16 protein-coding genes and 2 pseudogenes are annotated in these 25,308 nt (G+C 35.3%); 15 read left to right on the plus strand and 3 right to left on the minus strand.

The features are described from left to right. The first annotated feature begins 16 nt into the window (after nt 1-16). The 4 genes from B5473_RS00890 (at nt 17) to B5473_RS00905 (ending at nt 5,785) form a co-directional block, all read left to right on the plus strand. Nucleotides 17-202: a hypothetical protein gene (locus tag B5473_RS00890; protein ID WP_079523246.1), complete on the plus strand. Its 186-nt coding sequence runs from the start codon at nt 17-19 to the stop codon at nt 200-202. A 109-nt stretch (nt 203-311) separates the two neighbouring features. After that, entirely contained in the window at nt 312-3,353 is a 3,042-nt protein-coding gene (locus tag B5473_RS00895) for a lantibiotic dehydratase (protein WP_176141987.1), read from the plus strand. A 1-nt stretch (nt 3,354) separates the two neighbouring features. Continuing rightward, the gene (locus B5473_RS00900; RefSeq protein ID WP_176141988.1) at nt 3,355-4,701 is read left to right on the plus strand and encodes a lanthionine synthetase C family protein; all 1,347 of its coding nucleotides are present in this window, start codon (nt 3,355-3,357) and stop codon (nt 4,699-4,701) included. Nucleotides 4,702-4,729: 28 nt separating this feature from the next. After that, nucleotides 4,730-5,785 (plus strand): ABC transporter ATP-binding protein, encoded by a 1,056-nt coding sequence (locus B5473_RS00905; protein ID WP_079523249.1) that lies wholly within the window; start codon nt 4,730-4,732, stop codon nt 5,783-5,785. Nucleotides 5,786-5,945: 160 nt separating this feature from the next. Here the strand turns inward: B5473_RS00905 and B5473_RS00910 are convergent. Further along, nucleotides 5,946-7,492 (minus strand): annotated as a pseudogene (locus tag B5473_RS00910) (IS3 family transposase). Between the two features lie 98 nt (nt 7,493-7,590). Between B5473_RS00910 and B5473_RS00915 the strand changes: the two are divergent. The 5 genes from B5473_RS00915 to B5473_RS00935 all read left to right on the plus strand — a co-directional run bounded on the left by B5473_RS00915 (nt 7,591) and on the right by B5473_RS00935 (nt 11,740). Continuing rightward, complete coding sequence (locus B5473_RS00915; protein WP_176141989.1) at nt 7,591-8,265, plus strand: ABC transporter ATP-binding protein; 675 nt, start codon at nt 7,591-7,593, stop codon at nt 8,263-8,265. A 14-nt stretch (nt 8,266-8,279) separates the two neighbouring features. Further along, a complete protein-coding gene (locus B5473_RS00920; protein ID WP_079523251.1) occupies nt 8,280-8,564 on the plus strand; it encodes a hypothetical protein in 285 nt (94 codons plus the stop codon). Then, nucleotides 8,554-9,516, plus strand: a complete 963-nt coding sequence (locus B5473_RS00925; protein ID WP_079523252.1) for a S8 family peptidase — start codon at nt 8,554-8,556, stop codon at nt 9,514-9,516. The genes B5473_RS00920 and B5473_RS00925 overlap by 11 nt, the downstream gene beginning before the upstream one ends. 772 nt (nt 9,517-10,288) lie before the next feature. Continuing rightward, nucleotides 10,289-10,798, plus strand: a complete 510-nt coding sequence (locus tag B5473_RS00930) for a hypothetical protein (protein WP_079523253.1) — start codon at nt 10,289-10,291, stop codon at nt 10,796-10,798. Nucleotides 10,799-10,957: 159 nt separating this feature from the next. After that, nucleotides 10,958-11,740: an SDR family oxidoreductase gene (locus B5473_RS00935; protein WP_079523254.1), complete on the plus strand. Its 783-nt coding sequence runs from the start codon at nt 10,958-10,960 to the stop codon at nt 11,738-11,740. Nucleotides 11,741-11,800: 60 nt separating this feature from the next. Here the strand turns inward: B5473_RS00935 and B5473_RS00940 are convergent, their stop codons facing one another. Then, nucleotides 11,801-12,154, minus strand: a complete 354-nt coding sequence (locus tag B5473_RS00940) for a YbgA family protein (protein WP_079523255.1) — start codon at nt 12,152-12,154, stop codon at nt 11,801-11,803. A 252-nt stretch (nt 12,155-12,406) separates the two neighbouring features. Between B5473_RS00940 and B5473_RS00945 the strand changes: the two genes are divergently transcribed. From B5473_RS00945 to B5473_RS00955, 3 genes are all read left to right on the plus strand, one after another. Then, nucleotides 12,407-13,702 carry an acetamidase/formamidase family protein gene (locus tag B5473_RS00945; RefSeq protein ID WP_439848464.1) on the plus strand — a complete coding sequence of 432 codons (1,296 nt, stop codon included), beginning with the start codon at nt 12,407-12,409 and terminating at the stop codon, nt 13,700-13,702. Nucleotides 13,703-13,805: 103 nt separating this feature from the next. Beyond that, nucleotides 13,806-14,324: a hypothetical protein gene (locus B5473_RS00950; RefSeq protein ID WP_079523257.1), complete on the plus strand. Its 519-nt coding sequence runs from the start codon at nt 13,806-13,808 to the stop codon at nt 14,322-14,324. Nucleotides 14,325-14,523: 199 nt separating this feature from the next. Next, nucleotides 14,524-15,966: a Fe-S-cluster redox enzyme gene (locus tag B5473_RS00955; RefSeq protein ID WP_254865210.1), complete on the plus strand. Its 1,443-nt coding sequence runs from the start codon at nt 14,524-14,526 to the stop codon at nt 15,964-15,966. A 46-nt stretch (nt 15,967-16,012) separates the two neighbouring features. On the opposite strand, the gene B5473_RS00960 is transcribed toward B5473_RS00955, so the two are convergent. After that, a complete protein-coding gene (locus tag B5473_RS00960; protein ID WP_079523259.1) occupies nt 16,013-17,197 on the minus strand; it encodes a CaiB/BaiF CoA transferase family protein in 1,185 nt (394 codons plus the stop codon). A gap of 653 nt (nt 17,198-17,850) precedes the next feature. On the opposite strand from B5473_RS00960, the gene B5473_RS00965 reads away from it, so the two are divergent. From B5473_RS00965 to B5473_RS00975, 3 genes and pseudogenes are all read left to right on the plus strand, one after another. Then, a complete protein-coding gene (locus B5473_RS00965; protein WP_176141990.1) occupies nt 17,851-22,308 on the plus strand; it encodes an S-layer homology domain-containing protein in 4,458 nt (1,485 codons plus the stop codon). Nucleotides 22,309-22,898: 590 nt separating this feature from the next. Further along, nucleotides 22,899-24,416, plus strand: coding sequence for a phytoene desaturase family protein (locus B5473_RS00970; protein WP_079523261.1), 1,518 nt, complete (start codon nt 22,899-22,901; stop codon nt 24,414-24,416). Between the two features lie 25 nt (nt 24,417-24,441). Beyond that, a pseudogene (locus tag B5473_RS00975) lies at nt 24,442-25,284 on the plus strand (phytoene/squalene synthase family protein). Nucleotides 25,285-25,308: the final 24 nt, after the last annotated feature.

Raw genomic sequence — 25,308 nt, forward strand, 5'->3', positions numbered from 1 at the left:
TAAGGGAGGAATAGTTATGGAATATAAAAATCAGGAATTAGAATTAAAAAAGGATGATTTCGTATTAAATTTCGAAATCACGGCGGACACTATGGAAATGTCAGGTGATTTCGAAACTTTGACAACTATCAAAACCATTACTAAAGTTACTCAAAAATCAACATGTACATGTGCATGTACATTCAGTTGCGGTTGGTTTTAATTCATCTTTGCCGAGATGAATAGCTATCAATAACTAATTTTACCTTAAAAATATATATAATTGAAGTTTTAAGCTTACAAAAGTAAAAAAAAACGAAAGGATGTCTAACATGAATTCACAAATTTTTAACATAGGAAATAACTTTACTATTAGATTTCCGAATAGATCTATAAATAAACTAATGCAAGACTTTAATAAATCGAAATATACAAAATTTGATGAAATAAATTGGATACAAAAGATATTGAAAGATCAAGGTTTTGTAGAGAATATAAAAACGGCAAGTCCGTCGCTTTATGAAAGCTTATTAAATTATAACAATAAAAATAAAAAAGATATAAATAATATATTCCAGTCATTATTTAAATATTACGTAAGATTTCATAGTAGGCCAACACCATTTAGTAGATTTTCTTCAGTAGCTCTAGGAACCTTTGAAGGGAGTACTAAATCAACTATAGTCTCTGAAAAAGTTCAGAAGAAAGTTAGGATTTCTGAAGAATGGTTAAATGAATATATAAATTATTTAGAAAAAAACTTAGATTTATTAACATTATTAGAACTAAAAACAAATGAATTATTAGAAGAGGATTATGACCTATATTATTTACCATATTATACTGGTGGCGATGTGAAAGATTATACATCCATTAAAGAAGTCCAGTTAAATAGAACAGATTTATTAGTTTATACTTTAAATTATTTTAAATCAGGAGCAAAAGTTTCGGGATATCTCAAGACCCTGGAAGATAAAGGTGTTGATACAAAAACTGCCAATAATTATATCAGCAGTCTATTGCAAAAAGAGTTTTTAATTTCAAGTTTAAGAATTTCAAATTCCACAAATAATAAAGTATTAGAACTGATAAAGGTATTAGAAAGTTTAGGAGTAACTTCTTCAGTATATAAGAATTTTTTAGAGAAGATAATTTCGTACATAGAAGATGAAAAAAATAACGATTATACAAAAATTGAAAAAGAGATGAGTTCCGTTGTAAATTCAAAAGAATATATTCAAATTGATAGTATTTATTCTGAAGAATTAAATTTTTCGAATGAGTTAAAGTTAGAACTGAAATCGTATGCAGAACTCCTATATAGATTAGGTATATTATTCGATGCAAAGGATTATGCTATGGAATACTATTTAAACAAATTTATGGACCATTATGGAATTAATATTGGTATCCCATTAAAGACATTAATTAATGATAAATCTGAGTTAGGCCCTCCACCAACATATACAAATCCGGCGGGGGTATTAGATTATGAATATTATAACTCCAAACATGTAAATCAACGCTCTGATAATCAATTTTTTAGTGAACTAATTTATAAGCTGAATACTATTAATAATGGGGAAATAGATATTAAGACGTTGGTAGATAAATATATTAATAAGGAAATGCCTATAAAAGAAGGAAGTGCAGATATTTATGTATCTGTTTACCAAGATGGAGATAAATTTAGAATTTATCCGTCAGGAAACATTTTTTCGCCATTTGCTGGGAGGACAGCAGGTAGATTTCTTTATGGACTGCCTCATAAACAAGTAGAACAGTTTATAGATGAACAAAAAGAACAGATAACTTATATAAATCCTAATCTAGAATTAGTAAATGTAAATATAAATCCCTTTATTCCTAGATCTTCTAATGTTATGAAAGCAAAAACCCATTGTGATTATGAGTTAACTATTAATTCATACAATAATGAAGAAAAAAAGAAGATAAACTTAGATGATGTATTTGTCTATACGGATGGACAAAATTTTAAATTTTATAGTAAAGAATTAGGGAAAGAAATGAGATTTTCTATTTCTCATATGTTAAATCACCGTTTGAATAGCCCGAATATTTACAGGTTCATTTTGGATGTGGAAATGTTTAGAAATTTCCCTACATATCAATTTGATTGGGGCATGTTTGATGATAAACCTGTATTACCCCTTGTCAGATACGGAAATTATATAATTAAAGCTAAAACTTGGAATTTAAATATAGAAAACAAGAATATGGATTTAAACAAGTATTTAGATGATTTCAAAGTAAAATACCAAGTTTCCAGATTTGTTAAAATAGTTGATTTTGATAACTTTATTCTAATAGATTTGGAAAATAAATCTAATATTGATATTTTACTTAAAATGTTAAAAAAAGAAAGAAAGTTAAAACTAGAAGATGCTGATGAGCTGCTCTACGAAAGTATTTTAAAAGATTCATACGGAAATCATTATATAAATGAAATTGTCTATTCAATTTATGTACAAAACAATTCAAATAAATCAGCAGCAAAAGAGCAGGTTACTTTATATGATCCACTTATCTACAAACAAAGTGAAGCAAAAAATTGGTATTACTTAAAGCTATATCATCCGCTAGGTAAAGATGGAAAAATAATATCTCAAAACTTAAAAGATTTAGCGAATAATTTAACCAGCAAGGGTCAATTTTTCTATATAAAGTATGCAGACCCTAAACCTCATATTCGATTAAGAATAAAATATGAGGAAAAAAATAAGTTATTGGTTCAAGAAGTACTAAAAGATTTTATAGAAACTCTTTACGAGCAAAAAAGAATATATGATGTAGTCTCTACTAAATATAATCGAGAATTAGATAGATACGGTGGACCAAAAAGAATTGAGTATGCTGAAAATGTATTTATTGCAGATTCATTATTAACTCTTAATATATCGCCCCTTATAAATAGAAGCGAGTATAAATCAATCTTTTTAGTTTATACATGTGTAGAATTACTAAAAAGTTTTATAGAAAATGAACAAATTTATAATTGGCTAGAAAAAAACTATGTATTTGATAAAAAGTACTATCAAGAATTTCGTAAAGAAATAAAAGAAGTAGAGCAAAAAAATCCACAAGTTGGAAATTCTCTTTTAATGTTAATGAAATCAAATATAGGTGAAAATTGGCGAATTAGTTTAGGGGATTATAGAGAGCAAATTAAAGATCAGGATAACTTTGATAATTATGTATTATCTATTCTTCATATGCATTTAAACAGATTAGGAATACATAATATAGAAGAAAATAAAATGATGAATTTAATATATTTATATTTAAAAGAAAGGTCTCATAAATTAAAAACTCCAAATAAGCTTGCTAAGAAAGGAGAGGAAGTCATTGTCTAACATGTCTGTAATTAATGATAATAAATATTTAGAAGAAGCTATCTACAAATATGCTCATGAATTTAAGGATATTAAGAATATTATAAGTTTTATCAATGAGGAGTATCAAAAAATAGATTCACCTATAAGAGACTTATTTTATAACTATTCGTATTATGATATTGCAAATGGGTTATTAGGTAACTGTATTTTCCTATCTGAAATGTTTTATCAAACAGGTAAAGAAACTTATCAATACTATACCCACAATATATTTAAATTAGGGATTTCAAGAAATGGCATTGAGAAAATAGACAATCCGGGTCTTTGGTCAGGACTTTCGGGAGTGTGCTTTAGTTTAGAGACATTAAATTCTAATGGCCAATATCAAGAGGTAATTAATAACTGTGATGAGATTTTAAAAAAGCTTATTCACGATAAGATAAAAGAAGTTAAATGTAATTTAGAAAATCAAAATGTAAAAATGGGAGATTACGACCTCATGGAGGGCATGGTCGGAATTGTACAGTATATATTAACTTACAAAAAAGCCGATATAGATTTTCAAAATATTCTTAAGGAGATATCAGAGTATTTTATCGATTTAACAAAATCAACCGATATTAAAAACAAAAAGGTTCCAAACTGGTTGATTAAAGCTGAACATCAGTTTTTAGATAATGAAAAAACTAAATTTGCAAATGGTAATTTTAATCAGGGAGTATCCCATGGAATATGTGGTGTTTTAATTAGTCTAGTAAGTCTTTATAAATTAAATAAAAATCCAGAAATTCAACAAGCAATTGAACGTATAGTGAATTGGTATTATGATACTAAATCAAGCCATCGTGATTATTTTGTTTGGGAAAAAAAATTAAGCTTTGAAAGTTTACAGAATGTTATCTCATATAATGAAAAACAAGTAAATCTAAGCTGGTGTTACGGGGATTTAATGATAATTTATTCCTTATTGTGTGCAAATGAAATCTTAAACGATGAAAAAATAGAAACTTTTTTAAATGATTGTTGTACCAAATATGATCAAAGTCAAATTGAGATAGATTTACTGTCTCCTACGATATGTCATGGGTTTGCAGGAACCTTATTAGTAATAAAAAAAATACAATTAAAGAAGGGCGAACAGATACTTTCTGATTTATACAAAAAACTAACTGAAAAGCTGACTTCCTCCTTTGATAATACAAGCAGGTTCGGCTTTTGGGATGTTGAAGAATATAATGGAAAATTAAATTATTTAAATAAATATAGTCTCCTTTCTGGTAACTCAGGTGTATATTTGACTTTAAATTATTTAATAAAGGGAACTGTAAAAACAAATTGGATGTCATTGTTTTTATTAGATAATTGAAAGGAAGAGATTAAGTGAGGGGAAATTTATGACTTTAATAAATTTACTACGTTTAATAAAATGGCCAAAGAAGTTATTAATTATAATTATCATCTTTTCAATTGTATCAGCCGGTATATCTTTGACATTGCCAATTTTAACGAGAGATTTAATTGATGCTTTAACAAACCAAAGTATAACTAATAATGAAATATTAATATTTATAGGGCTATTTATTGTAAACGCATTAGTTAGTGGCTTTACATATTATTTAATCAAAGTTTTGGGCAGTAAAATAATGTATAATTTACGCTCAACAATATTTGCACATATTTTAAAACTGAAAACAGCTTTTTATGATCAAACGGAGTCAGGAATCGTAATAAGCAGGATGACAGATGATATTGAAAATATTAATAGCTTTGTAACCGAAAAAGTAACGAATTTACTTTCTCAAATTATTATAGTAATTGGTGCAGTTTCTATGTTATTTGTCCTTGATTGGAAAATTACATTACTTATATTTATAGCTATTCCAGTTGTTCTCTTAGTTATATTACCAATTGGAAATATGACTTATAAGGTTGCTCTTGAGAAACAAGATTCCTTAGCCAATTTCACAAGTTTGATGAATAGAGTATTATCAGAAATTCGTTTAGTTAAGGTATATAATGCTGAAAAAAAAGAATTTAATTTAGCTAATAAAAGTTTAAAAAATATGTATAGATTAAATTTGAAAGAAGCCAAAATTCAATCGATTGTGTCACCTATTGTTACAAGTGTAGTTCTAGGTGTATTATTTTCTGTTCTTGGTTATGGGGTTTATCGTATTTCCAATGGAACATTAACAGCAGGAACCTTTGTAGCGGTTGTATTTTACTTAGTACAAGCCATTACCCCTATGGCATCACTATCAGCATTTTATACAGAATTTAAGAAAACGGAAGGATCTACGAAAAAATTATATGATTTGTATTTAGAAGAATCAGAGCAGCTTGATCAGTTTGATAATAAAGGAACATCTAAATCTTTAGTAAATAATCTTAATGAAAATATTACATTTAGTAATGTGTCGTTCTCTTATAATCGGTGTTTGTCAATATAGTTGTCGCATCGAGCTATTTTACTTTTCTACTAAACTCCTATTCGTTCCAATCAAATCCCCAATTCAATCGAAGCTAGCGCGCTGTGCTTGCTGTCCTGTTGAAGTTCAATGGAAAGAAAATCGCTTTCCATTGAACTTCAACAGGGAAAAGGGGGATTTTTTATTCCTGAACGACTTCTTTTATCGGATTCAGTGCGACTTGTTGTTGCGCTGACCAATTGCGTGTCTGCCCAGCCCAACGTTCTGGATGCTTTTGTTTGGCTTCTTCATACACTAATTTTCTTTTCTCTAAAATTCCGATATGTTTACCAGTATGGCACTGCACCGGCGTCACAAATTTCAAGGCGCTATGTAAATGTACTTCGTTGTACCAGCGGACAAATTTTAATGCCCAAGCACGTGCTTCCACTACGGACTTAAACCCTTTTCGCGGGAAATCAGGGCGGTATTTCAACGTCCGAAACATCGCTTCTGAATAGGGATTATCGTTGCTGACACGTGGTCTTGAATACGAGCTTTGAATGCCCATTTTCTCCAGAAACCCTTGAAAAGTGGAGGCTTTCATCGGGCTGCCATTATCCGAATGAAGGACGAGTGGTGCACCTTGAATTTTTTCATTCAGTACCGCTTTTTGCACCAGTTGCTCCGCATAGTTTGCTTCTTCGGTTTCCCAAACCTCCCAGCCGACAACCTTGCGACTAAATAAATCAATGATTAAATAAAGACGATAAAACATACCTTTCACAGGTCCTGCTAACCACGTAATGTCCCATGTCCATACTTGATTCGGTGCCACAGCAAGATGACTTTCCGGTACCCGCTTCGTCGGTTTTTGACTAAAGCCTCGGTGATTTTGCATCTTTTCTTCGCGTAATACACGGTAAAATGTTGATTCTGAAGCGATGTACGTTCCTTGATCGGCTAACTTTGGGACAATTTGTGTTGGTGGTAAATCGGCATATTCATCCTGCTTCACAACGGTTAAAATCTCTGTTCGTTCTTCTTCGGACAGCTTATTTTTCGGTAGGGGACGCTTAGCGATAGGGCGTTGGTCCCACTGGATTTCCCCGTCCTTTACCCAACGTTCATACGTGCGAACACTAATATGCAATTCTTCACATGCTTTTGCCAATCGCGCCCCGTTTCGGTTCGCTTCTTGAATCAATTCTACTGCGAGTTTGCGATTTGACGGGCAGGTCATTCTTCCTCGTCGTCCCCCCAAATCGCTTGGGCCTTTTTTCGAAGGAGTAATAAGGCTGCCGCTTCTGCCAATGCCTTTTCTTTCTTCTGTAAGTCCTTCTCCAACGCCTTTGCCCGCTGCTTTTCTTCCTTTAATTGCCCATTCAACTGCTTTGCCTGATCAAATGCCTGACCATTTGCCTGAAGACAAACTTCTTTCCACGCTTCGATCTGCTCACGATATAAGCCTTTTCGACGACAATATTCCGCTAACTCAGCTTCATTCATCGAGAAGGTTTCCATTACTACTAAAAATTTATCATGGCTGTTCCATTTGTCGCTTGTTTGACCATTGCCAGGTGTTGCACTACCTGCTGCACGTGCTTCCTTGCGCCATTTATATAGGGTGGCTTCTGTAATGCCTGTTTCCTCATTTATTTTCGCTACCGCTTCGTTTTGTGGTGGCATCATGCGTGCAACAACGGCTTTTTTTTGTTCAGCCGTGTAGCGGATACGTTCTCTTTTCATTGTCATTTGTCTCGACCTCCGTGTTTTTACTTTACTATGCCACGTAAGCTCGGTACGACATCTATCCTAACAGAGGGGGTAATGGAAAAGAGCAAGTATTGAAAAATATTAACTTTTCAATACCAGCACATAAGGTGACAGCTATTGTAGGTCCTTCTGGATCAGGAAAGTCTACAATATTCTATTTACTCGAAAGGTTATATCAACTTTCTGAAGGAGAAATTTTATTAAATAATATTAATATAAATGAGTATCCTTTAGATGAATGGAGAAAGCAAATAGGTTATGTAATGCAAGAAAGTGGTTTAATGGCGGGTACTTTAGAAGAAAACTTAGTATATGGCATTGATGAAAATTATGAAATTAAAGATTTAGAATATGCTGCAAGTATTTCCAATTCAAGCCAGTTTATATCTAAATTTGAATCCAAATTTCAAACACAGGTCGGTGAGAGAGGCGTTAAGTTATCAGGTGGGCAAAAGCAGAGAATCTCTATTGGTAGGGCACTTTTAAGGGATCCCAATATTTTATTACTGGATGAAGCAACTTCTAGTTTGGATAGTGAAAGTGAATTCTATGTGCAAGAAGCCATCTCAAAATTAATTAAAAATAGAACTACTTTAATAATTGCACACAGACTTTCTACAATAAAAAATGCCGATCAAATTATATTTTTAGATAATGGTGTAATTACAGGTATAGGTAAGCATGATGAACTCGTAATATCACACGAAAAATATCGATATTTTGTACAAACACAATCATTTGATTAAGGTGGGAATAAATAATGATTTTACTAGATATATTGTTCGATATATTTATTGCTATATATACTTCTTTAGGGTTTGGTACACCTCAACATAAAATCAATACTAAGATGGATAAACTAGCGAAATATAGTCCTGAATTATATAATTTGTATATAAGTGATAAAGATTTATTTGAGAATGATGAAAAGCTTTCAACTTTGATATTAAAGCACCCAGTAAAAAGTAAGGAAGATAAAGAAAAATTAGTAGATGAAATAAGAAATCTTTTAAATATTAATAGGAACCTTATTAATGAAAAATAAAATACCTTTACATCATTTCCAATGGAATTTAGAAATGTTAAAAATACCTTATGAAGAATTATATGCTAAAAAATGCTTTGTTCCCAAAGTAGCACTTATAGATAGTGGTATTGATAAATATCATCCAGAGCTAATTAAAAAAATTAATATAGAAGATTCTTTTGATTTTTCTGGTGATGATAGTGATATTTTAGATCTAACTGGACATGGGACCATGGTGGCCGGAGTTATTTGTGCAGAAGAAGTAATTAAAGGTTGTTTCCCAAATGTCGAGTTAATCGTATATAAAATCTCTAATGATAATACTTATAGGATAAAAAACTTAATAAATGCCATTGTGAAAGCAATAGAATCCGAAGTTCAAATTATTAATCTAAGCTTATCCTTACCTTTTGATAAAATGAATCAGTCAACTATAGATATTATTTGTAAGTTATTTGAAAAAGCAAACAGCTTAAATATTTTCATCACTATAGCTGCAGGAAATCAAAATAAAAAAATCCCACCTAACTTTACTAATAGATTTAATAATGTATATTTAATCGGAGCTACAGACCGAGGAGGCTTAAAGAGTAGTTATTCTAATTATGGTGCAATAGATTTTTTAGTACCTGGTGGAGACTGGCGACAAGTTGAATTTAGTTTAGATGATCCAATTGTTACATGCTTTCCTACATATTTGCATACAATGGATCAGTTAAACAATAATATAGGTATATCAAAAGGATATTGCATAGGTTATGGTACTAGTATAGCAACTGCTCATTGTACAGGGATTATCGCGTTTTTGATATCTGATTATTTTGATAAATTCAAAAGAATTCTTAAACCTAATGAACTATATAGTATATTGATAAAATTATCTCGTTTAGATAAATCAGAGGATTCACTACATGGGGAATTAAGTTTTCGTAATGCACACATTAATAACCTATGGAGAAATATATTCTAAAGTATAAGAATCATAAATAATGTCAAATCTAAAATTAAAAGCAAGTATGAAATCATAATTTAATTTCATACTTGCTTATACTTTGATAAAATAAGCCGGATTTGAATGACAGGACTGTTATATACTCCCACAACAATTCGGACCTCCGGGGAGAGTTACCTCACCTTCATACTGGACATAGGTAGACCACCTGGTTTCGGGGCTACGAGCACATACTAATTCGCCCCATTCAGACTCGCTTTCGCTGCGACTCCATCTTCTCAACTTAACCTCGTACGTAATCGTGACTCGTTGGTACATTAATTAAATACTTTATTGCCAAAAACCCAGATGATTAAACAAATATAAAAATATAAAAACTTTTCTAGCATAGACAAAAGGAAAAGCCGAAAGTGATATCTCTTATCTAGCAATTATCAGCTGAGTGTTTGTACAGAAGAGCAACAAAATAGAATACAAAGCAGCTGTTTAGACAAGGGGACCTTTGACAAGAGAGTAAGGATAATCTAGTAATCTATACTGAAATACAAGTATATCAATATCCATTATTAGCAGTAGATCTTAGTCTTTTTTCTAGTACGCATACATAGCCAATAATTGTACTTCGACATTGGATAGAGGAGGAAATCCGGGGACGCCAACCATTTGATTGTTTCCTGCTCTTTTTTCAAGGGGAAGTGAGGAATTTATTAAAGAGCAATAAATATCAAAAATAATAGTTAAATTTAATATAACTTAAAATAAACAAGTTAATTAAAGGAGATGTATAAAGATGAAGAAAAAAGAATCACTTAAAGGATGGCAACTCATCAGTTCTAATCCTGATATATACAAATTCGAATTGGACGAAAATATATTCTATTCGGGTAGAAAATCAGGATTACTTTATTCAAAAAAAGGTGCTGGTATTGGAGAATTTGCAACAATAATGCAGAAATTTCAAGCAAGCATTTATATAGGAAAACAAATAAAAATGTCTTGTTATTTAAAAACGGAGCAATTGTCAAGATGTCAGGCTTGGCTTCAAATTAATGATTCGTATGACGATGTAATTATGTTTAAGAGTATAGATAACAGCAGTTTACAACAAAATACAGATTGGAATCAGTACTCAATGATACTTGATGTACCTAAAGAAGGGGCTTCTATTCTTTTCGGAGTGCAACTTTTCGGAATAGGAAAGGTTTGGGCTGATAATTTTAGTTTTGAAGAAGTAAATGAAGTAATTAGTGGAGTACATCAGGATACAAAAATGGCGGCGATACTGAGAAGCATGCTGTAGAATCCGTAAATTAAAACTAGCGAACTTGAATGATTAATACTATTTTAAAATAATTTATAAGTTTTCGAAATAATAAATTTTTTAGGGGCTATAAATTTTACTCAAACAGAAAATACTGTATGCTGATGGTGAGCTTTTCATTACAAAGGAGGACAACTCATGAATCGTTTTGAAGGAAAAGTTATAATTGTTACCGGTGCAGGTTCTGGATTAGGACAAGCTGCCACATTGCAGCTTGCAAAGGAAGGCGCAAAGCTTGTACTCGTTGATTTAAATCAGGCAGGACTGGATGAAACGAAGAAAAAAGTGCTTGAAGTAGCACCAAATGCTGAAACATTGTTAGTGACAGCAAACGTAGCTACAGAAAGTGAAGTTGAAAATTTTGTGAATCAAACGGTTGAGAAATTCAGCAAAATTGATGGTTTCTTTAACAATGCGGGAATTGAAGGGAAGCAAAACTTAACTGGAGATTACGGTATTGAGGAATTTCATAAAGTTATATCCGTCAATTTGAACGGTGTCTTCTATGGTATGAAATATGTGCTGAAAGTGATGAAGGAGCAAGGATACGGCTCGATTGTCAATACAGCTTCGGTTGGCGGAATCCGCGGTGTCGGAAACCAGTCAGGCTATGCGGCTAGTAAACATGGTGTTGTCGGGTTAACGCGTAACTCGGCGATTGAATACGGCCAATACGGAATTTCGATTAAAGCAATTGCCCCGGGTGCGATTATGACGCCAATGGTAGAAGGATCACTGCGCCAAATGGGTGGCGATAACTGGGAGGAAGTCGGCAAGGAGTTTGTAAAGCCAAATCCGATGAGACGTTTCGGTAAGCCGGAAGAAGTCGGTTATTTAGTAGCATTCCTGCTATCTAACGAAGCGGACTTCATTAACGCAGCGGTTATTCCAATCGACGGCGGGCAGTCCTATAAATATTAAATGGTAATCCCCTTAAAACATTTAAGGGGATTTTTTGTACTCATTGATTCTCTTTCTTTTTTAACGCTTCAATACCCGGCTTTCCAATAAATACGTTACTTCGTATTTCTCAGCCAGTCCTTTTAAAAAGGTTAGTAGTTCACTGAAGTTTGTTCTTTGTATCAATTGTTCATACTGTTTTTTCTCTTCTTCGGTTGCAACCTTTTTAAAATAACCCCACATATGTTGGCAAGCATTGCGCATGCTGCCTTCTGTTGGTGTTAAGCTTAATGCCTGTTCGATCAGCGCTGAAATTTCTTCATAAGAGGCTTTATTTTTCATCGCCTGACGAATTACATTGTAATGATTTTGGCTATAAAACATCACATTGTATTTTTCCTCACGCCAAAGGATTTCCGTCTTTTTTTGATTCATAAAAGAGTCATCCTCCCATTCCACTTTTGCATAATCTACTAGTTGTTCACATTATATAAGATAGATAAAAGTTTTGCTTTTATAAGGAGTCAAATCCAACTTATAGTGTAAAAAGTTTGTATAATGAAGATAGGTTTTAAATTTACTGAATTTACTTAAAATTGAAGGAAAAGAGGGGTTCTAATGGTAAATGAACTAACAACAGTGAATGGACAATTAACAGGAGAGTCGGTATACCGGGATAAACCAGTTATTCAGGCTGCCGAAACAATTTTCGTCAATGAATTTACAGATGGTGTGTTAAATCCGAATGCACCAATGTTAGGACCTTTAAAAGATGGGGGTACAATCATTGCCAATACAGCACCTGGTTGTTGGGGCCCAATGATTACACCGACGATTCGCGGGGGGCACGAAGTAACAAAGCCCGTATATGTGGAAGGGGCGGAAGTCGGGGATGCAATCGTTATTCAAATTAAATCGATTCAAGTTACATCGATTGCGACTTCTTCGGGAACAGACGAAGCACAAAATGAACGCTTTATCGGGGATCCTTTCGTAAAGGTGAAATGTCCGGGGTGCGGGAAGCTACATCCGCCGACAATTGTACAAGGAATCGGTCAGGAGTCGGTAAAATGTATGACATGCGGGACGGATACAACACCATTTAAAATTTCCAACGGCTATACGATGGCATTTAATTCAAAAGGGAATGTCGGATTGACGGTCGGAAAAGAAGCTGCTCGCCGGATTGCCCAAGACAGCAAAAATTATATGAGAACTCCGGAAAATTCGATTCAAAATCCGATTACTTCATTCGCGCCGAGTGACCTGATCGGGGTACTAGCAAGAATGCGTCCGTTTGTTGGACAGCTTGGGACAACGCCGTCAAAAGCGATGCCGGATTCTCATAATGCTGGTGATTTCGGAACATTTCTAATTGGAGCGCCACATGAATTTACAATGACCGAAGACGAGCTGAATATCCACCGTACAGATGGACATATGGATATTAACCGTGTGCGCGAAGGGGCAGTTGTCATTTGTCCTGTAAAGGTTCCTGGTGGGGGTGTATATGTAGGGGATATGCATGCAATGCAGGGCGATGGTGAAATTGCCGGACATACGACTGATGTATCGGGTATTGTACAGCTACAGGTAAGTGTACTGAAAAAAGTAAATTTGGACGGTCCTATCTTGCTGCCGAATGTTGAAGATTTGCCTTATACCGCAAAACCTTTTACGAAAGAAGAAAAGCGCATTGCTCGTGATTTGGCAGAGGAATTTGGTGTGAAGCAGGTTGAGGAAAGTTTCCCGTTATCGATTGTAGGAACAGGGATTAACTTAAATGTGGCTACAGAAAATGCACTCGAGCGCGCGGCAAAGTTATTTGAACTGACAGTGGAAGAAGTGAGAAACCGTGCAACCATTACCGGTGGAATTGAAATAGGACGACATCCGGGTGTTGTGACCGCTACAGTTCAAATACCAAAAACACTTCTGAAAAAAGCACGACTGTTTAAAACAGTTAAGCGTCAGTACGACTGAATACCGTTTATCAAAGCAGCAATGTCATAGTTAATTAGATAAGTTTTTGTTCTTTATTTTTCGGGAAATAGGAAATTACTAGAAAAGTAGAGGGGATGAAGCGATGCAGCCATTGATCAAGAAAATAGAAGCTCTTGTCATCTCAATTAGCGTTCAGTCAGGTATTGGTATTATTGAAGCAATTAGTGAAAAAGACGGCAATAAGAAAGTCATATTTCAAATTACATCAAAAACGCCTTTAATGACAAAGGACGGGTACCAAATTGGGGCATCTGCCATTCCGGTCAAGGCGAAAATTATTGCCTTTATTGATTCCAGAAATCCGTTGCCGATGGTTTCCCCGCCGCATACAACGCCACTACTGATTATTTTTGATCAGTTTGATAAAGATGGCGAAGTATGTGTCGGTGCATTTGATCGGCAGCTTTACTGTGATCAGCTGAAGCTTAAACTCCATGTCAGTGAAAAAACAGAAATTGTGGATTTGACTGGAAAGCGCGTGGATCAGAAAGATTTGGAAGGAAAGATGCTGTTCGTTTTTTATGATCGTGCAACAAAAAGCAAACCAGTGCAAGCCAATCCATCAAAAATTATCGTGACCTCTATTTTGCATAACGAATAGCTATGAGGCATATCGATTTCTATTGTTAGTACGTATGTATAAAGCAAGATTTCATACGAATTGCTGCAAATGAAGCGATATGCTTTTTTTTGTGGAATCAGCATGAAGGAAAGTAAAAAAATTAAAAACGTTACATACACATTTATTTTTTGGTATATTTTTGTATAGAAATAAGGTGGAAAAAATGGAGGGATCTTTGTTGTTGCTTTCATTTGATGAGCAGCTCTTTCAACAGACGAACGGACAAACAGGGGAAAAGCTAGAGCAAGCTTTGGAAGAAAAGTTTCTATTTGTAAAACAAACTGCGATTTGGGGCGCACCTATACAAAGCAATGAATTTTTGTTGGAGCAGGAGCGTGCAGAGAAGTTTTGCTTTCAGTTAATCAAAAACTATTGGGGAAGATTAGATTTATTTTTTTATGATTCAGTTAACGAGACGAATACAGTGAATGAAAAAATGGAGCAGTTTTTTGCCAAGCAGCAAAACAGAAAAGCGCTATTTTCATTTTTACATACACAGGGGGAAGTGGCATTTGACCAGCTGATTGAATATATTTTTTCAAAGCCAGTCCCTGTATCTCATATACAAACAGAACTTAAGAAAATTTATGTGTACAAAGTGAACAATCATTTTTTTGTGCAACCGATTTATTGTGCGAATGAAAAGTACTGGGAAATAATTGGTGCGAAAAAGATTTATTCACTTTTTTTACAAGTACCTTTAAGAAAAATTACGAAACCTGTTGAATTAATGAAGCATTTTAAAGCATTGCTTGCCGGACAATTGACGGCGAATCGGATAGCGACAATCATTCATAAGCTTGTACAGAAGATTGATTATGAAAATCCGAAATCGGATGAAGTAAAGCAGCTGCATCTATTAAATGTCCGCACGCATTTTACGAGCGGGCGACGCCACATGCTGAAGCTTCGAAAATGCATTCAGGCATTACTGGAAAATTGGTCAACCGGAAAGTTTGCATTGAATACGAAAGAGCAAACACTGCTTGGCTATATGTTGTTTCAGGAAGCGGTTTATAAAAGAGATTATCGGAGTATTTTGCTGCAAGGGATGTATTTAATTGAGGAGGAGCGGATAAATAATCATGCAATCGAACTTGTTGTTGAATATGCAGATGTGTTGAGCAGCATGAACCCGCAGCCCGATACACTTGTGAAAGATTACCGGGAAAACTACTTGGAGCATGTCTTTTATGAACTGATTAATAGTGTTGTAAAAGAGGAGCAGTTTGAGCTTGGGATAGAGCTGTTAAAAAATTATGAGCTTGCGTCATGTGCAGCCATATTTCAGCTTCTTCATGCCGACGAAACGGAAACAATTCTGCATATGATCGAGGCAACTGTTCAACGTGATATTGCTCAATTAGTTGATGGGTCTCCACAAAATATCCGGGAATCAATCATTATTTGGCAACAGCAATATTCAAATAAAAACAATGATTATTATCGTATAGCTGAAATGACATCACAACATATATGCAACTTGCTGAAAATACTGTTTTGGGCTGAAGAAGACCTGCTAGTGGAGAAACTGTTAGCGGTCTATAAGAAATATTTGCTCATACCGCATCATTTCCAATATTTGCGCCAGTTTATTGAGCGCCGTGTTGTATTATGTTAATAATGAAAAGGTGAAGCAATGCCGATGCATGCTTCACCTTTTTGTTTTATTGTAATACGCCATCGTTTGTTAGCTGTTCGATTTGTTCTTTAGTATAGCCGTAAGCAGTTAAAATTTCCTCGGTATGTTCACCTATTTTTGCCCCGACATGTTTGTAAGTCGGTTCAACACCGCTTATTTTTAAGGCTGTTCCAATTTGGCGCTGTGAGGATCCGTCCGGTTTCTGAACATCTACAAGCATATTCCGCGCTTTAATTTGCGGGTGTTCGCAAGCTTCGTCAAATGTAAGTACCGGCTCCACACATCCATGGAAATCTTCATTGAAAATTTCAAGCCATTGATCAAATGTTTTCGAGCAAAACGCATCGGTAACTGCTTCTTTAAAGCGTTGCTGTGTATAGTAGGAGTCATTAAATGTGCTGTCGATCAGTTCCGGAATGCCAAGCGCTTCACATAGAAGTTTGCGGAATTGTGGCTCCAGGCTGCCAACTGAAAAGTAACGACCGTCTTTCGTACGGTAGTAATCATAAAATGTTCCGCCATTTAAAATTTCCTCTTCCGGCTGAGGTGGACGGCCGCTTCCAAGATATTGCGTCCCGTATAAAGCATTCATCGAAAACATCGCATCGGTCATTGAAACATCGATAAATTTTCCTTCACCCGTTTTTTCACGGTGAAGAGCAGCAGCTAATATTCCGATAGCAGCATGCATCGTCCCCCCTGCAATATCCGCAATTTGAATACCCATTGCAACAGGCTTTTTATCCTTTAAACGGGAATGATGAAGCACCCCGCCAATTGATAAATAGTTATTATCATGGCCTGGCCGCGTTGCATATGGCCCTGTTTGCCCATAGCCTGTAATTGCACAGTAAATGAGACGCGGGTTGTATTCACGCAGTGTTTCATAGTCGATTCCTAGGCGCTTCATCACACCAGGACGGAACCCTTCAATGACAATGTCGTAATCTTGGATAAGCTTTTTAATGATTTCAATGCTCTCCGCAGACTTTAAATTGAGCTGCAAAGATTTTTTTGAACGGTTTAAATGCTGATGGAAGTAAGATTCTTTATTTTCATCATACGGCGGCATAATCCGCATTAAATCAACACGGCGCTCTGACTCCACATGAATCACATCTGCCCCGAGATCCGCAAACATCATGGACGCAAGCGGTCCAGGTAATAGAGAAGAAAAATCCAAAACTTTTAACCCATTTAAAATAGTCATACCCATCCCCCTTATGTGTTGAACAGTTGTTGTTGAAGTATTAAATGTTAATTATGGAAAGTAGAAAACCTTTGCCTGAAAGTAGAAAGTATTGGTGATAAAGTGGAAAGTTCTGAGTGAAAAGTAGAACCAACCCAAATCGAGAGCTTTAAAAAGATCCGAATATGCCAACACTTTCATTAAAATATAAATATAAGAAAAAGAGTCCCCTTATTTTCTAATTCTCTATTATCTATTATATTTTAAATACTCTGAAAATTATAGTGCGAAAATAAGCAAATTGTGCAGAAATATAGGAAAAACAAACAGAGATAGATTATTTACTGTTTTTTAAAAAAAGTATCTATAGTTAGTAATATAATGGTATTTTAGTGAATATTAACTAAGTATAGAAACCCTATTAAAGATTAGAAAGTTTTTAGCTAGGGTAAAGTATGGATGGTTGGCTATTTATTTATAGAACGATTTTGCTTTATGACATTCAAGTCGGAGCAGGATCGTTCCTTTTTTTGTCCAAATTTAGAAAACCAGAATAAAAATGAAAAACTGCATAAATTTCATACAGTTTTGCGCACGGTTAGCCGATATAAATAATAGAAGTTTTTACTAGATTGAACATGTTACGACATTTCAAAAAGGAGGGATTTTCTAACATGGACTCGAAAAAAGCACAAAAACTCTCAAAGGCAGCGGTCGCAACGGTTTTGGCGACAAGTGGTGTGCTAGTTGCAATACCCCACCAGGCAAATGCCTATTCATTCAGTGATTTAAACCCAAATGCGGATTATTATGAGCCTATTATTGATTTAGCTAATCGTAAAATTGCAACAGGCTATTCAAACGGTACATTTAAACCAAATGCAGCAATTACTCGTGAAGATGCCGCAAAAATGCTGGCACTGACGATTGATGTAAATATAACAAATCCAAAAAACCCCGGCTTTAAAGACGTGACGGTGAATAATCCATACTACCGTTACATCGCCGCATTGGCAGAGGCGGGTGTAATTAGTGGTTATTCAGATAAAACCTTTAAACCAAAAGAGCCGATTACACGTGGACAAATGGCGAAAATTTTAACGCTTGGCTTCAAGTTTGGCATTTCCACAAAACTTAACCATGGTTTCAAGGACGTTTCAAATAAAAATGCCAATGTATATTTTATACAGACACTATACGATTTAAATGTTACAAAAGGAAAAACACCTGTTTCATTTGATCCTTTTAATACCGTAACACGCGGGCAGATGGCGACATTTATTTGGCGTGCAGAAAAAGCGGACCGCGGCAATCCTGTCTACACAGTCGGGGATATTGTAGGGAATCAAATATACATAAACGGTGTCGCGTACATGGCGGCATCCCATTTACGCAGTATCATTAATGCAGGAAATCAAAATGTATTAAAAGGTGCTTACATCGAGGGAAGCTATTCAGGAAAGACCCTTCAAAGTATTTCGAAGCTGACAATCAATGCGAGCGGAAATTCTTCGCGTTTATTGGCGCTTGATGGGGGCTATTCTTCGTTTGCAGGGGAACTTGTCGTTCATGGAAGCTATGTGCGCTTCAAAAATATTAATTTTACCGGACGTGTAGAAGTTGCGGAAGCACCACGACGTTCGCTTGGAGCATTGGGGAATGTGCGTATTGCAAGTATAGGAAACTTCGCATCGTTTATCGATTGGGAAACACCAACAAATCCTAAAAACGAAGATTTCCTGAACCCTGTTGATAAAGAAACATTGCAGGATAAACCGGACCCGACAAAGCCTGAGCACCTGCAAAAATACACAGAACGTATGGCAAACGTTAAGAAGTATGTTGACTTTGAAAACTCGGATATACGTCATTTGTATGTAACTGCTGACCGTACATTTTTAAAGGCCAACTATGATATCGACCGCCTGACAGTACAGGGAAATGTAGCAAACATGGAATTGTATGCGAGCCCGACCGCGATGTATATCGATACGGATTATAATGTTTCGATTTATGGTGTTCATGATATTCAATACATGTATAAAAACACGTTGAAAAATGTGTACCTGAATACAGACAGCACATATGATTATTATTACATTACATCAAGCAACGGCTTTACGAATCTTGGTACACATGCCTATATTTCTAAAGCAATTATGCCGAACAATAAAACCGTAAACGATGTGTTTGACGATTATAAAACGGATGATCCGAACATTGGGTATGTAGAAGATGAAAACGGAAAAGCGGTTGACCGTGATCCGGTGGAAAATACAATTATTACTGATGTTACGTCCCCTACAATTACACAGCTGGATGTGGCAGCGGGCGGATCGACAGCCGATGTGACATTAACAGCGGATGAAGATGGAACGTACTACTATGTTATTAAAAAAGCAGATGAAAAAGCGCCAACAATCAGCGAGATTAAAACTGGCGGTACAAAATACAACGGCAATGGGCCAATCGTAATGGACGAGCCTGTGCAATTTACTGTACCCGGTCTGGAAACGATGACGGACTATGTCATTTATGCAATTGTAATTGATGATGCGGATAATGTATCGGAGAAGGAAGAACAGGAATTCTCGACAATCGATAACCGACCACCGACATTCCGCCTCGATAAAGGCGAAACGATGTACGGCGGAAAGCGCGTGCAATTTGTTATTAAGGGAATTACCGAGCCGGGCGAATACTACTATTATATTCGTGAAAAGTCTCCAGTTACGATGCCGGATCCGACTGTCGATGAAATTATGAAGCGCTATACAGGAAAAGGAACTATTACAAAACCCGATGATATCGTTATTACCGAAACGAAATATGGTGCAACTCCGGCGATCGGCGATATTAAGCCGAATACAGAGTATGAAATATATGCAGTGATGGTTGATAAATCAGGTAATAAAATGCGTAACCCTGCACCGAAGATTACGTTGAAGACCGAAGCACCGGATACGACTTACCCTTATGTTATTAATTCAGAATTAATGCCTGCAAGCTCATCTAATTCAAATGAAGGTTATTTCTACATTTCAGTCAGTGAAGAGTTAGATAAAGCAAGTGCTGAAAATGTTAATAACTATGTATTATCAGGAACCGGTATCGTCAATATTACAGGTCAAAAGGAAATCAAACCAAGTGAAGTAGTTTACTCGAATAAACGTATTCGTATTAAAATTCCTTCTGTTACAGCGTTAGTAAATGGGGATACAATTCGTACAACGATATTACCAGGAGTAAAAGACTTAGCGGAAAATGAATTTGAAAGTGCACTAACAGCTCCAGGAGGAAATCCGCCACGTAACTATGCGGTTTATAACCATACTGATGCATTAGCACCAAAATTAAAGATCGATAAAGTGGAAGCTTCACCAACAGACAATAAATTTTTAATTGATGTAACGACTAATAAAGCTGGTACTTACTATTACATGATATTAGAGAAGGGGTATTTTGATAAAAACTCTAATATTACACCACGCGATTTTGTAGATGAATTTGATTCTGAAACAGTAACAGGGGCTTTTCAGTCAAACGGCTTAAATGATTATTTAGCTAAAGGTTCAGGGCCGGCTGAAGTAGGGAAAATTAAGTTGCCACCTATTTCAAGACCAAGTGGAGTTAGTGAATTTAAAGATTACGCCATTTATATTTTGCTGAAGGACCGTTCAGGAAAAATCTCGGTATGGGATCAAAAAACATTAATTACTGATACGAAGCCACCTTTAACTTCGAATTATAAAATTCAAGCACCGGTGACAGGTAATGATAGTTATAAAAATAAAACAGCCTTAATAACATTTAATGCGGATGAAAGCGGTACACTTCATGTTGCTGCAATTCCAAAATATAAGAAGGATTTACCGCCAAATAACAACAATTATATTTGGAATAAAGACTCTTCGGGAGAAAGTTATTTCAATACGGGTAATGGCACCCTAAATACGACACGTAGAGATATAAATATTATTGATGATATTAACACGTATAATAATGCTGCACGTTTGCAGTACTTTAAAGACTTTGGAATTAAAGCAGGAAAATATATTTCGAAAGAATATGAGGTTGGGAATCCTACAGTAACAATCGAAAATCTTGACCCTCATATGGAATACAACTTTTTAATCGGTGTGGAAGATGCATACGGGAACTTTACTGTTCGAAAAGTAGATGAGGACAAACCGTTAACCTCTTCAGATCAGCCAAATGGCGAACTAATTGTTGAGAATTTTTATACAGATGGTGTGAAGCCGTATATTATCGATTCCACTCGAAATGATGCGGTGAAACCGATAGACCAAGCATACGTTTTAATGGAAAATGAAGCTTTGATTTATAGAGAAAAGTTAAATTCGAGTGATGCTGATCAATTGAAATTTACGATTACATTCAATGAAACAATAATGCGCCAAAATACGGTAAATAACTTTAATAAGAGCAGTTTAAATTCTTCCAACTGGAAAGGAATTTTAAATATTGCGGGAGACGGTGTAACGGAAGAAAATTTTGAATTTGTTTCTTATACTGAAGGAACTCCAGCTACAACAAATCAATCCACTTTAGTATTAAAAGCAAAAGATGTTACAACTGCTAATAAAACAATAACAGTTACAATGGATGATTCGGTTGATGTATATGATTATAAAGGTCATAATCGATTCGATATTTCCAAGATTGGTAAGTATATTTACCCGGTTGAAGCACTGGCAGTTAATATTAAAGAAATCACGAACTATGGAAACTACTTTGTTCGAATTCGAGTGGAGTCTAGTATACCAGTGAAGTACGGTCAACGCTTCTACTATGCAGTTATGAATAGTAATGCATCTACACCTCCAACCTTTGAAGACGCAAGAAGAGCAGCGCAAGGTGGAACAAAAATAACAGGTATGACTATAGCTGGAACAAATATTATGGACGAAGCTCGTGACGGAAGCAGAATCTGGGATTTAACTTTACCATCCAATGCGACAAATGTATTTGGTGGTGGACAAAAAATCTACTTCTTTACTGTTGATAATTTCGGTAATATAATTCAGGCGAAAAATTCAGATGGTACTGCAAATCATGTTGTTATTCCATCCAATGTGACTACACCAGCACCAAAACCTATTGAGGATTAACCTATATTTTTCTTTTTAATTACACTAATTTCAAACCAATTCCACAAGGCGAAAGCTAAGATGCTCGAGCTGAAAACAGCGAAAGAGAAACGAACGTATGTAAATATTGAACATATTCAAACAATACATTTCGTATAGGCACGTTGTAATAAGCGGCGTTATGCAATCAATCCCTATAGTTTTTACATGTACAGAAGCTTGTATAGAAATTTGGCGTGGCAAGATTAAGGTAACAGAGCTATAAGTAACGGAGACACAATTCAATTTGAATTAGTGTCTTTTTTGTTTGGCTGATGCTGGATTGCCCTCTATAAACGTTATACAAAGGTAATAAAATTTAATGGAAATTGTAAAAGGATTGGAATTTAAATTCGAACAATAAATCTGAAAAAGTTACCTATTAATTAGGATTGAAATCAAGAAATAAAGGGTAAACGTTTTAGAGTAAAAGTAAAAAAATTGAAAATGCATTATTGGTAAAGATTATACAATATTGATTTAAATGTATAACGTTTGACAAAAAAAGTTATCAATCTACATATATGAGAAAAAGAAAATGTCATTTTAATAATTAGTAGGGGAGCGCAAATATGAGAAAAAAAGTCATTGTTATTGGAGCGGGTGTAGCAGGGTTGGCTAGTGCAATTCGTCTACAGCAAGCGGGTTACGAAGTGGAACTGTTTGAAAAGGAAACAATGCCGGGCGGAAAAATGCATCGAATAGAAAAGGATGGTTTTAAGTTTGATTTGGGGCCAACCATTGTGATGATGCCGGAACTTTATAGGGAGATTTTCGAATTATGCGGCCGGGATCCTGATGACTACATACCAATGGAGAAGCTCGATCCGATGTTTCAAGTCTATTTTAAAGATGAGATGGACCGCCCGTATAAAGGATCGTCAGACTTAACCGAAATGATGAAAACACTGGAAAGTATAAACCCTGATGATGCACAAGGCTTTCTGGATTACTTACAGGAAATATATAAACGATTTATCGTTGCAAAAAATTATTTTATCCAACGACCTTTCCGCAAATTTAAAGACTTCTACAATCCATTTATGATTAAGCAAACTTTGAAATTAAAAACCTTCGACAGCGCTGATCATTTCATTGGTAAATATATTAAAGATGAACGAATTAAAAATATGCTTAGTTTTCAAACATTGTACATAGGCATCTCCCCATATAACGGGCCTTCACTGTACTCGATTATTCCTATGATTGAATTTTTGTACGGAGTTTGGTTTATCAAAGGCGGGATGCACACAATGGCGACATCGATGGAAAAACTGTTTTATGAACTTGGTGGTAAGATCCACTACAATGCTGACGTCGAGAAAATTTCCATCGAGTCCGGTCGTGCCAATGGGATTTACGTAAATGGGAGAAAGGAAAAGGCGGATTACGTTATGTGTAACGCAGACTTTCCTTATGCAATGAAAGAGCTCGTTCAAGATAAAAAAGCCAAAGGGAAATATACAGATGAAAAAATCGATGCGATGAAATATTCCTGCTCCTGCTTTCTCCTTTATTTAGGAACTAACCGCAAATACGATCAAGTAGAAGGAGTGCATAATTTTGTATTCAAAAGTGAGATGAAGAAAAATATAAATGATATTTTTTCAGGAGAAAAGCTTCAGGATGGCGCATTTTACATTCACATTCCGTCAAAAGCTGACCCGTCGATGGCACCGGAAGGGAAGGAAGCGATTTATGTACTGCTGCCGGTATCTGAACTTTCAACAGCGAAGTATGAATGGAATGAAGAAACGATTCAATATTACCGTGATTACTTGATTCATGAAATGAAAAAAATAAAAGGGTTTGAAAATCTGGAAGAAGAAATTGTCTCGGAATCGTACACAACACCGATGGATTTCAAACAGCGGTTTAATGCATACAATGGCGCAACATTCGGATTGCAGCCGACGTTGAGACAGAGTAATCATATGCGCCCGCAAAGTAAAGCGACCCATTGTGAAAACCTATACTTTACAGGCAGTAGTACGCATCCCGGTGCAGGTGTGCCAATCGTTCTCCTTTCTGCGAAAATAGCTGCTCAGGAACTTATTTCAGATGATCAAGGGATTCAGTTTGACTACTAAACTATTTTACAAAGGGGAAATTGATATGATACAGCACCAATTGAACTCCGATTTACAATACTGTGAAAACATCATTAAAAAGCATTCCAAAAGCTTTTATTTTGCATTTTCAGGACTTCCGGCAGAAAAGAGATATGCTGTCTATGCAATTTACGCTTTTTGTAGAATAGCCGACGATAGCGTGGACGAAAATCCAATTATTGCATTTAAGAGTGCGGCTATAAATCAATTACGCCATGAGCTCGATCTTTTCAGCCGTCATGAAGAACGGAATCATCCATTATGGAGAGCACTAAGACATGTATTTAATACATTTAATATGGATATTCAGCCTTTTTACGATCAATTGACAGGACAAGAAATGGATATTCAATTTTCTTCACCAAAAACACTCCAACAATTAGAAGAGTACAGCTATTATGTAGCCGGCTCTGTAGGATTGATGCTTCTTCCGATTATTGCAACGGAAAATCACCAATATCTAAAAAAGAGTGCGGTTAAACTCGGTATTGCAATGCAGATTACCAATATTTTACGAGATATTGGCGAAGATTTTTATGAAAAGAACCGCATTTAGCTTCCGGTAATGGAGCGGTTACACTTCGGATATGGCGAAGAAAAGCTGGATCAACAGTTAATTGATGAATCGTTTATCACGCTTTGGGAACATTTGGCGGTACGAGCCGAAATTTTATATGATGAGTTTTCAAATCATCTTGTGAAATTTGATAACGATAGTAAAGAACCGCTTATGATGGCGGCAAATGTTTACCGCGAGATTTTAAATGTGATTCGGGAAAATCAATACGACTGTTTAACGAAAAGAAATTTTGTTGCCCAGGAACGGTTAGAACAGATTAGAGTTTAAAGAAAAGGCAAACAGAGGGGGAGA

The organism is Solibacillus isronensis (genome assembly GCF_900168685.1).
Classification (GTDB): domain Bacteria; phylum Bacillota; class Bacilli; order Bacillales_A; family Planococcaceae; genus Solibacillus; species Solibacillus isronensis_A.